At 31.2% G+C, this 8,928-nt stretch carries 7 protein-coding genes; all 7 read left to right on the forward strand.

Features of this window, described 5'->3' with window-relative positions:
* Positions 1-84 precede the first annotated feature (84 nt).
* Positions 85-990 (forward strand): ATP-grasp fold amidoligase family protein, encoded by a 906-nt coding sequence (locus tag QZZ51_RS15095; protein ID WP_291871163.1) that lies wholly within the window; start codon positions 85-87, stop codon positions 988-990.
* Positions 991-1,082: 92 nt separating this feature from the next.
* Positions 1,083-2,255: a glycosyltransferase family 4 protein gene (locus QZZ51_RS15100; RefSeq protein ID WP_291871165.1), complete on the forward strand. Its 1,173-nt coding sequence runs from the start codon at positions 1,083-1,085 to the stop codon at positions 2,253-2,255.
* 282 nt (positions 2,256-2,537) lie between these two features.
* On the forward strand, positions 2,538-3,659 hold the full coding sequence (locus tag QZZ51_RS15105; RefSeq protein ID WP_291871167.1) for a glycosyltransferase family 4 protein: 1,122 nt from the start codon (positions 2,538-2,540) through the stop codon (positions 3,657-3,659).
* Positions 3,660-3,666: 7 nt separating this feature from the next.
* Positions 3,667-4,272 (forward strand): sugar transferase, encoded by a 606-nt coding sequence (locus tag QZZ51_RS15110; protein ID WP_291871169.1) that lies wholly within the window; start codon positions 3,667-3,669, stop codon positions 4,270-4,272.
* A gap of 16 nt (positions 4,273-4,288) precedes the next feature.
* Positions 4,289-5,296, forward strand: coding sequence for a GNAT family N-acetyltransferase (locus QZZ51_RS15115; RefSeq protein ID WP_291871171.1), 1,008 nt, complete (start codon positions 4,289-4,291; stop codon positions 5,294-5,296).
* Between the two features lie 35 nt (positions 5,297-5,331).
* On the forward strand, positions 5,332-7,029 hold the full coding sequence (locus QZZ51_RS15120) for a N,N-dimethylformamidase beta subunit family domain-containing protein (RefSeq protein ID WP_291871173.1): 1,698 nt from the start codon (positions 5,332-5,334) through the stop codon (positions 7,027-7,029).
* Between the two features lie 157 nt (positions 7,030-7,186).
* The coding region (locus tag QZZ51_RS15125; protein WP_291871175.1) for a hypothetical protein at positions 7,187-8,928 on the forward strand (1,742 nt) is incomplete at its 3' end.

Consider the following 8,928-nt stretch of genomic DNA (forward strand, 5'->3'; position numbering starts at 1 on the left):
AAATTAAATAATTACTAAAATACTATATCTTTATCGCTTTAAAACATTTATTATTTTAACTCGTAAATCCCTATCTATTATATAATGAGATCCTTAATAAAAAAATTAGCTGATAGTAGTGAATTTACTAGTATATTAATACAAAATGCTATCGGTATTAAAAATAAAATAGTACCATTAGAGACTCGTCTAAAGCAAAGATTTTACAGAAAACTTGGTTATAAATTAAACCTAAACAACCCCATTACTTTTAATGAAAAAATACAATGGCTTAAATTAAATGATCGCAGTCCTCTGCATACAATTTGCGCAGATAAATACGCTGTTAGAACTCATGTTGCTAAAAAAATAGGAGAAAAATATTTAGTCCCTTTGGTTTTTGAAACTAAGGAGGTTCTTCAATTAACGAAAGAAAAAATGCCAAATTATCCAGTTATAATTAAAACTAATCACGATAGTTCTGGCGGGGAATTTATTTGGGACAAGAATAAGGTAGATTGGAAAAAAATTCAAAATATATTTAAAAAGAGAATTAAAATTAATTATGATTACGGTAAAGGCGAATGGCAATATAAAAATATAGAACCTTGTATTATAGTAGAAAAACTCTTAATAGATGATAATGGCGAAATACCTTCAGATTACAAATTACACTGTTTTAATGGAGAGTTAGCCTTCGTTCAAGTTGATATGGATCGCTCAACACACCATAAAAGAATTTTATATGATCCGGATTGGAATAGCTTAGATTGTCAATGGGCTTATGATATTGGTTATGATATACCAAAACCAAAAGTCTTCATGGAAATGAAAAATATTGCAAAAAAGTTTGCGGAAGACTTCATTTATGTAAGGGTTGACCTTTATGTTATAAAAGAGACTATTTTCTTTGGAGAATTAACTTTTCACTCAGATTCTGGTACTGGAAAATTTTTTCCTGAAAAATGGGATAAAACTATTGGAAATTGGTTAAAACTACCAATAAATTAGCTTAACAAAAAATTCATAATTTTACAAAACATATTCCCTATATTTTAAATATTTCTAGGCGAAAGCAAAAATAGAGATCGCAAACCTACTGAATGAAGGAAAAACTAATTAGAATCACTACACTACCAGCTTCTATGGGAGGGCTTTTAAGAGGGCAATTACTTTTTATGACGCAGTATTACGAAGTCATTGGTATCTCCTCTCCTACCGGAAATAACTCTACTGCAATAGATAATATGGACCAAGTTGGCAAAGACCAAAATACCCGTATGATTCCTATTGCTATGACTCGTAAAATAACCCCATTACAAGATCTAAAAGCTACATGGGAGTTATACAAAACTTTTAAAAAAGAAAAACCTTTAATAGTACATTCTCATACCCCAAAAGCTGGTACTCTAGGCATGTTTGCCGCCTATTTAGCAAGAGTCCCTAATAGACTACATACCGTTGCAGGTCTTCCTTTGCTAGAAGTAACAGGTAGCAAAAGAATTCTATTAGATTTTGTTGAAAAACTAACCTATGCTTGTGCCACAAAAGTGTACCCAAATTCATTTGGGCTAAAAGACATAATTATTGCCAATAAATACACTTCTGCAAAAAAACTAAAGGTTATTGGTCAAGGAAGCTCTAACGGAGTAGACACCTCTTTTTTTGATCCTAATTTATATACTACAGAAGATAAAATTAATTTAAGAAAGGATATTGGGATTACTAAAGAAGATTATGTTTTTATCTTCATTGGTAGATTAGTAACCGACAAAGGTATTAATGAGTTAGTTTCTGCGTTCGAAAAATTAAACCAAAAATACACCAACACAAAACTACTCTTTGTTGGTTCTAGAGAGGAAGAATTAGATCCTTTACATTCTAATACAGAAACGATTCTAAAAAACAATAAAAACATTATAATGGTTGGCTCACAAAGCAATGTAAAACCTTATTACGCTATGGCAGACTCTTTAGTTTTCCCTAGCTACAGAGAGGGTTTTCCTAATGTTGTTATGGAAGCTGGCGCTATGGGGTTGCCTAGTATAGTTAGCAATATTAATGGCTGTAATGAAATTATTTTAGAAAATAAAAACGGGTATATTATTCCTGTTAAAAATTCCGAAGCTATTCAAGAAAAAATGCAAGTTTTATATTTGGGACATCAAAAAGGAGAATCTTTCAATGCAGATACCATTAGAGATTTAATCGCCTCTAGATATGGCAGAAAAGTAATCTGGGAAGAAATTCTTAAAGAGTACCAAAGTCTAAACTAACGTTTAGCATAAATTTAAAAGAGCACTTTATCAAACTTTACAGTCATTGGTCTTAATTTTCCTCGAAATGCTTTTAAAAATATTTAAACTTGCAAATAAATGGATTGTTTGTACTACACCAACTAAGTAAACTACCTTGGAGCAATGCCACGAGGCATTCGTAGGAAAACAACCTTAAAATTTCGAGGCAAGCCTCTGAACATTTAAATCTCGATTATCGAGTAAAAAGAACCTAGATTTGTAATACCATTTTAGAATATAAAATCAGAGTTAAAACAGGGAATGAAAATAGCTTTATTATTAAGTAGAATTGAACAAACAGGAGTAACAACCCACACACTAGATCTGGCTAAAGGTTTAGTAGATATGGGGCATGAAATTTGTTTAATCACAGGCGGAAAAATAGTTGATGCTACCTCTAGAGTAGATGATTTTTATAATGAGTTTGTTTCTTTAGGCATAACCATTAAAGAGTTTCCTACTCCAAATGGCTCCGTTTTTAATAAAGTCATACAATCTATTACATCCGTACAAAAAGTAATGAAGGACATTAAGGCGTTCGACCCAGATGTAATACATTCTCAGTCGCCTTATATGACTTTTATTCCATGGTTAATGGGCAAAAAATTTACCACTACGATTCATATTCTATATTTAAAACGAAATTTTAAATTTAAAAATCCAGACCATCTAATTGCTATAAGTCAAGAATCTTTTGAATTTAGCAAAAAGGTCTTTGGGATGAAAAAAGAAAATATAAGTCTAATACACCATGGCGTATCCGATAGATTTGCAACACCAATAACAGATTCCGAGAAACTAAAGCTAAAGAGCAAACTAAATATTAATCCAGAAAAACTAATTATAGGTTTTGCAGGTAGTATTTCTTTAAGAAAAGGAAGCGATATTTTAGTAGAGGCTTTAAAAAATTTAGAACCTAGTACTAAAGAAAAAATTCATTTTATCTTTTTAGGCGGTGTAGTTGGTAGCGAGGACCATAATTGGCTCCTTAAAATGATCTCTGATGCAGGAATAGGCTCTTTTATAACCACAGTCCCTTTTGAAGACCCAAAACCATTTTACGATATTTTTGATGTCTTTATTCTACCTTCAAGAATGGAATCTTTTCCGTTGGTAACAATAGAAGCTATGATGAGTAATTGTTGCCCTATTCGTAGCAACACAGAAGGTGCTTACGAGCAGATAGAAGACGGTGTTAATGGTATTCTTTTTGATAATGAAAGTGTCGCAGGCTGTACCTCTTCTTTAGAAAAGATTATTAATAACCCAGAATTAAGATTGCGTTTAGCAAATAATGCTAAAGAAAAAGCGTTAAAAGAATTTACTATTCCAGTGATGACGAAAAACACCTTAAAAGTATACGATAAAATTAGATTAAAATAACCTAATTATGTACAAACACTTTTTTAAACATATACTAGATTTTTTAGCTGCTTTTATTGGACTAAGTCTATTATCTCCACTATTTATTGCCATTACTATTATTCTTTTTTTTAGCAACAACGGAAAGCCGTTTTTTGTACAACCTAGACCAGGAAAAAATGGAAAAACTTTTAACATTCTAAAATTTAAAACTATGAATGATAAAAAGGATGCTACTGGCGAACTTTTACCAGATTTCGAAAGAATGACCGTTATTGGTAAATTTGTAAGAGAAAAATCTTTAGATGAAATACCACAATTACTAAATGTACTTATAGGGCAAATGTCTTTAATTGGCCCTAGACCACTATTAGTTTCTTACTTACCTTTGTATAATAAAGAACAAGCAAGAAGGCATAATGTAAAACCAGGAATTACTGGTTGGGCACAAGTAAATGGCCGAAATGCAATTAGTTGGAAACAAAAATTTGAATTTGATGTTTGGTATGTGGATAATATTAGTTTTTTAACCGATATTAAAATTCTAAATAAAACCATTAGTAAAGTATTTAAATCCGAAGGAATTTCTGCTAGCGAAGAAGTAACCATGGAAATGTTTACCGGAACAGATTAAAGACGCAACAAAAAATATGATTACAATAGTAGAAAATCACGAGGAATGGTCTAAAACATTAGAGAATTTTAACGTTTACGATTTTTACCACACCTATGATTATCACATTATTTCTAAAAAAGAAGAAGAAACACCAATCCTTATTATCTATAAAAATAAGGAGGTAGAAATAGCTATTCCTTTTCTTAAGAGACCCATTCCAAACACAGAATATTTCGATTTAACTTCTGTATACGGATATGCTGGCCCCGTTATAAAAAATAGTACCGATTCTTTTGATAATAAACAATTTGTAGAAGCATTTGATGCATTGCTATCTAAAATGGGAATTATTAGCGTATTCTCCAGACTGCACCCCTACATAAAAAACCAAGAAAACGTACTTTCTGGTTTGGGAGAAACACCAACTTTAGGAAAAGTAGTTCATATAGATCTAACCAAAGATATTGCAGAACAAAGAACGCAATATGGTAAAAGCACCAAAAACAGAACCAATAAATGCCGTAAAATTAGTACTGTTATAAAAGCAGAAACAGAAGATCAGATAAACACTTTCATAGATATTTATTATGAAAACATGGATCGCCTTTCTGCTACCAAAGACTATTACTTTTCTAGAGAATACTTTTTTAAATTCTTAGATTGCAAAGATTTTGTAACAGACATTTTACTGGTAATAGATAATGAAACAGGAGAAGCCATGGCAGGTTCCATGTTTGTTAAAACAAAAAGCATTGTTCAATTTCATCTTTCTGGAAGTAGAACAAGATTTTTAAATGTAGCTCCAGCGAATGTTTTTCTAGATGAAATGCGACTTAAAGCTACAGAAGAAGGGTATCGTATTTTTAATCTTGGTGGTGGTCTTGGCGGACAAGAAGATTCGCTTTTCAATTTTAAAGCCTCCTTCTCTAAAGATTTTAAAGAATTTAAGGTTTGGAAATATATAGTAAACCAAGAAATATACGATAGTTTAATCTCCAAAGAAAAATTAGACACTACTTTTTTCCCTGCTTATAGAGCGTAACAACTATCATTAGAAACGAGAATCCCCTATTTATAATGGAAAACAACCCAATACGTGTAGAAAACAAATTAGAAGGAACTTTAGATTGGGAATTAAACAACCCAGCTACAAATAGAGAAATTGAAGGTTATGGATCACTAACAAGCGTATCCGTAAATAAAAATATAAATCTTTTTGTAAATACTTCTTCTCCTAAATTTTCTATAACCATATATAGAATGGGTTGGTATAATGGAAAAGGTGGACGATTAATAAAAAAAGTAGAAAACATAACAGGAACCAAACAATCTATTCCTGCACCAGATACAGAAACTGGTCTAATAGATTGCGACTGGACAAACCCTACCACATTACAAATCCCTTTAGATTGGACAACCGGTGTATACGTTGCCAAATTAGAAGAGAGTAAAAACCAAAAGCAGAGTTATATTATTTTTACGGTAAAAGATAATACAAAGAAATCGGAGATTCTTTTTCAATTGCCAGTAACTACTTACCAAGCATATAACTTCTGGGGAGGAAAATCTTTATACGATTGGGGAAGCGGAGCTCCCAAAAATTGGGGTACTAAAACAGGTGCCAGAGCCAACAAAGTATCTTTTAATAGACCTTATGCATGTAGCAACAATAAAAAAGCCGCTTATGGAGCCGGAGCCGGAGAATTTTTTACCAATATACAACCTGTAACAACACATTTTTTCCCTATTAGCAGTGCTTCATGGGATTTTAACATGGTTCGTTGGTTAGAAAAAAACGAATACAATGTTTCTTATATTACCAATATAGACACACATGAGAGTCCTGAAAATATAAACAATACAAAAACATTTATGTCTCACGGACATGATGAATATTGGTCTTCGCAAATGCGTATAAATGTTGAAAATGCGCTAAGCAATACTATTAATCTAGCTTTCTTCTCATCAAACACCATGTTCTGGCAAGTTAGAATGGAAGAAAGTAAGGTTACAAAAGATAAAAACCGAATTTTAGTTTGCTATAAAGACGCCTTATTAGATCCTATAAAAGACCATAACACGACTATTAATTTTAGAGATAACCCTGTAAATAACCCAGAATCTAAATTAATTGGAGTACAACATTTTATGGATCCAGTAGATGGTGATGTTATCATTACCAAAGAAGACCATTGGATTTTTCAAGGAACCACTCTAAAAAATGGAGATAAAATAAAAGGCTTATTGGGGTATGAAATTGATGGAACTACCGATTATTCCCCAAAACAAATAGAAGTACTAACATCTTCCTCTACTAAAAACTTAATTGAGGATAATTATATGTATTCCCTAAAAACTATTTTTCAGAAAATAGAAAACAAATTTGGATGTAACTTTTCCATACATAACTGGTTTTTACCTGCTATTATTTTTACCATAGTAAGCGCCATTACTATTCTAGCTCTAGTAATATTTTCCCTTTTAGGCACATTGGCCACTACTCTATTCAGCATATCTACTATACTTGTAGCTTCATTGTTTTTCTATTTTACTAAAAAACAAGTAAGCACAATCAATAAGACTTTAAGTAAAAAAGGAACTTCTAACATTACGATATATAGCACAAAAAATAACGCAAAAGTATTTGCAAGCGGAACCATGCAATGGTCCTGGGGGTTAGATGATTTTAATGCTCCCAACCTTAGATCTTCTAGATTAAATAAAGATGCTCAAATTATAACGAAGAACATATTAGATAATTTTACCAAAGAATAACTTTATTCTTAAAATTTTCCTAAGAAATTCACTTACATTTTATGGAACTCATAAAGTAAACAGTATTTCATCGAAAAAAAAGACGTTTATATCGATATAGCTATTTAATTAGATATTTTAGCAAACCATAATCTTACTGCTAAAACCATCTTTTTTCATGAGTATTCCCAAATTGGTATTTACCTACATTTTCTTATTTTCTATAACGCTATTTAGTTCTTGCTCTAAAGATTCCGATTTACTGTCTGATTTGGTTTCTCGAAATGAAAATAGTGGCTCAGAAAACATTCTATTAAACGACTCTTATATTATTAGTCCTAATACCAGTGTAATTCTAGATGTCTTATCTAATGACAATATTAGCAATACAGACGGAATTGAGATTATTAAAACTTCCAACCCAATAAATGGAATAGTAATTATTAATGATAACCAAACATTAACCTACATTCCTGCAGAAGCTGCACAACAACCTGAGGAGCCAACAACTCCAGAAACAACAACTCCGCAAACAGATACTTTTACGTATACGGTAGAAGTTACCAATGATGACACCACCACCACGCAAGAAGCAGATGTTACCGTAGTTACGGAGGAAAATACTCCTGCTGTAGAATTTCCTTCAGGAGAACATATTTTTTATGTAACCACAAACGGAAAAGCTTCTAACGACGGAAAAACGGAAGCAAATGCATGGGATTTAGAGCATGCTATAACAAAAGTAACTGCTGGTAATATTGTATATGTAAAAGCCGGGAATTATATTCGAACTGAAAAATTAACAACAAATAATAATGGGCTTTCTGATAGTCCCATAAAATTTGTTGGTTATAAAAATATTCCTGGTGATATTGTTAGTAATAATACATCAACATTTACATATGGAGATTCTGTAAATGAAGAAAAAATGCCTCTTATCTCATCAAATCAATACACTGGCACTTGTCTAAATCTAATTAGTGATTTCTATGAATTTGAAAATATTCAAATTAAACGTTTTGGAATAGGTGTAATATTAGGAGGGAATAATATTAAATTAAAAAACTTTATATTAACATATATTGGTGATCAAGAAAATTTTGATGCTTATGACGGATTTGGAATACGCATCAAAGGAAATAATAATACGGTAAAGAATAGTATTGTTTTAAATGCAAATGCCGAAGCCTATACTGTTAGTGGTTCTAATAATTCTTTAATAGAAAATTGCAAAGCATATGCAGATAAACAAAGTAATCCAACGGATTATTATTTTGTAATAAACGCGGGAACAACTAATAGTATTATTAATAATTGTATCGCTCAACGGGCCGCAGAACTAGAACATAATGGGCATGGATTTACAATAAAAGACGAAGGCTCTTATAATTCCATTAATAACTGTACTGCTATACGTACTTCTTTTGAATTGAATTTTTCTGGGGTTCAATATAATATTATTGAAAACTCTAAAATAGAAGGAACCAATTCAAATTCATCTGAATGGCATTCAAGATTGGCTATTTTTAATGGGGCAAATAATAATACCATAAAAAACTTTACAATAACAAATACATGGACTGCAATACTTTGGGGAGATTATGATGACGGATTTATTTCTAATGATGCAGATAGAGATGAAATAAGCTTAGGTTATGACAACCTTTTTGAAAACATTACCGTGGAAAACACAAATAGAGTTTTAAATATTGGAGGTGGTGATTATTTAGAAGCTACTGCAGAAAGAAACACTTTCAAGAATTGTTATTTTAATAATTTCAACAGCTTAGCTGTAACTTTCTATACATCTAAGGATATTAAATTTGAAAATTGCAAATTCAATAAAGGAAATAATTTAATTAAAGAAAGTGAAGGAAAATATCTTAACTATAGTAAGTCCGATTTTTCTTTTATTGATTG

Source organism: Maribacter sp. (assembly GCF_016744255.1).
Taxonomy (GTDB): Bacteria; Bacteroidota; Bacteroidia; order Flavobacteriales; family Flavobacteriaceae; genus Maribacter_B.